Genomic DNA, 2067 nt, shown 5'->3' with positions numbered 1-2067 from the left:
CGTCGGTGCCCGCCCGGTCCTGCGCCTCGGCGGTGGACGCGCCCAGATGCGGCGTCACCACCACCTGCGGCAGCGCGAACAGCGGGCTGTCGGTGCACGGCTCGGTCGAGAACACGTCCAGTCCCGCGCCGCGGACGTGACCGCTGGTGATGGCTTCGGCGAGTGCCGCTTCGTCGATGAGGCCACCGCGGGCGGCGTTGACGATGATGGCGCCCGGCTTGATCTTGGCCAGCGCCTCCTTGCCGATCAGGCCTGCGGTCTCCTTGGTCTTGGGCAGGTGGACCGAGATGAAGTCGGCGCGCGCCAGCAGTTCATCGAGTGTCAGCAGCTCGATGCCCAACTGCGCGGCGCGTGCCTGAGACACGTACGGGTCATAGGCCGTGATGTGCGCGCCGAATGCGGCGAGACGCTGCGCCACCAGTTGGCCGATGCGCCCGAGGCCCACCACACCGACGGTCTTGCCGAAGATCTCGGTGCCGGAGAACGCCGAGCGTTTCCACGTGTGCTCCCGCAGCGTGGCATCGGCGGCGGGGATCTGGCGCGCAGTCGACAGCAGCAGCGCCAATGCGTGCTCGGCGGCACTGTGGATGTTCGACGTCGGGGCGTTGACCACCAGGACGCCGCGCGCCGTGGCGGCATCGACGTCGACGTTGTCGAGTCCGACTCCTGCGCGGGCGACGATCTTCAGCTTCGGCGCCGCGGCGAGGACCTCGGCGTCGACGGTGGTGGCCGAGCGCACCAGCAGAGCGTCGGCATCCACGACGGCAGCCAGCAGCTTCTCCCGGTCCGGACCATCCACCCAGCGGACTTCGACCTGGTCACCGAGGGCTTCCACCGTCGATTGGGCCAGCTTGTCGGCGATCAGTACTACAGGCAAACTCACGCGGACAGCCTAGTGGGCTGTAATGGAGCAGTGGACATCACCATCGTCGGTAGCGGGCCCAACGGTCTGGCCGCCGCTGTCATCTGCGCACGAGCGGGTCTATCGGTACAGGTGATCGAGGCCCAGCCCACCTACGGAGGCGGCGCCCGCACCCTGCCCGACCCCGAGTTCTCCGGGGTGTCACACGACATCTGCTCCGCCGTGCACCCGTTGGCCCTCGCCTCGCCGTTCTTCTCCGCATTCGACCTGCGCGCGCGGGGGGTGGCGCTGACGGTGCCCGAGGTGTCCTACGGCAACCCGCTGCCGGATCGACCGGCGGCGATCGGCTACCTCGACATCGAACGCACCAGCGCCGAACTCGACGACGGCGCGTCGTGGCGTCGGCTGCTGGGTCCGCTGTCGGCCGACTCCGACGGCGTCGTCGGCCTGTTGCTCGGGGACAAGCGGTCCATCCCCCCGAGCATCACGGCTGCGCTTCGGGTCGCCCCGCGCCTGCTCGCGCAGGGCAGCCCGGCGTGGGGCACGCTCGCCGGGGAGGACGCCCGGGCACTCTTCACCGGCGTTGCGGCACATACGATCTCGCAGATGCCCTCGCTGGTGGCTTCGGGTGCGGGCCTGATGTTGGCCACCCTCGGCCATTCGGTCGGTTGGCCGATACCCGTCGGCGGCTCACAGGCCATCCCGGACGCGCTGCTGGCCGATCTGCGCTCGCACGGTGGCGAACTGACGCTCGGCGAAGAGGTCACGGACCCACCTTCGGGAGTGGTCCTCTACGACACGGCACCGACCGCGCTGCTGGGGATCTACGGCGACCGGTTGCCCTCGCGGTACGCCAACACCCTGCGGCGCTACCGCTACGGCCCGGGGGTGGCGAAGGTCGACTTCGTGCTCGCCGGCGAGATCCCCTGGCGGGATTCGCGTTTGGCGCAGGCTCCGACGCTGCACCTCGGCGGTGACCGGTCCATGATGGCGAGGGCCGAGCACGAGATCGCCGACGGCCGGCACGCCGAGTGGCCGATGGTGCTCGCCGCCCTCCCCCACCTGGCCGATCCCAGCCGGGTCGACGCCCGGGGCCGCCGGCCGCTGTGGGCCTACGCACACGTCCCGCAGGGTTCCACGACGGACATGGCCGAAACCGTCACCGGCCTCGTCGAGCGCTTCGCGCCGGGCGTCCGGGGTCTGGT

Annotated in this window: 2 protein-coding genes; one reads left to right on the top strand and one right to left on the bottom strand. The window is 70.7% G+C overall.

From position 1 onward, the window contains the following. Nucleotides 1-883: NAD(P)-dependent oxidoreductase (locus tag WA965_RS02555; protein ID WP_526447025.1), on the bottom strand; the 883-nt coding region annotated here is incomplete at its 3' end. A gap of 30 nt (nucleotides 884-913) precedes the next feature. Here WA965_RS02555 and WA965_RS02550 point away from each other — a divergent pair. Continuing rightward, on the top strand, nucleotides 914-2067 hold a 1154-nt coding region (locus tag WA965_RS02550), incomplete at its 3' end, for a phytoene desaturase family protein (protein ID WP_526447023.1).

The sequence above is a fragment of the Mycobacterium sp. genome (assembly GCF_049683935.1).
In the GTDB taxonomy this organism is placed as follows: domain Bacteria; phylum Actinomycetota; class Actinomycetes; order Mycobacteriales; family Mycobacteriaceae; genus Mycobacterium.
This window is presented reverse-complemented; position numbering and strand designations above follow the sequence as displayed.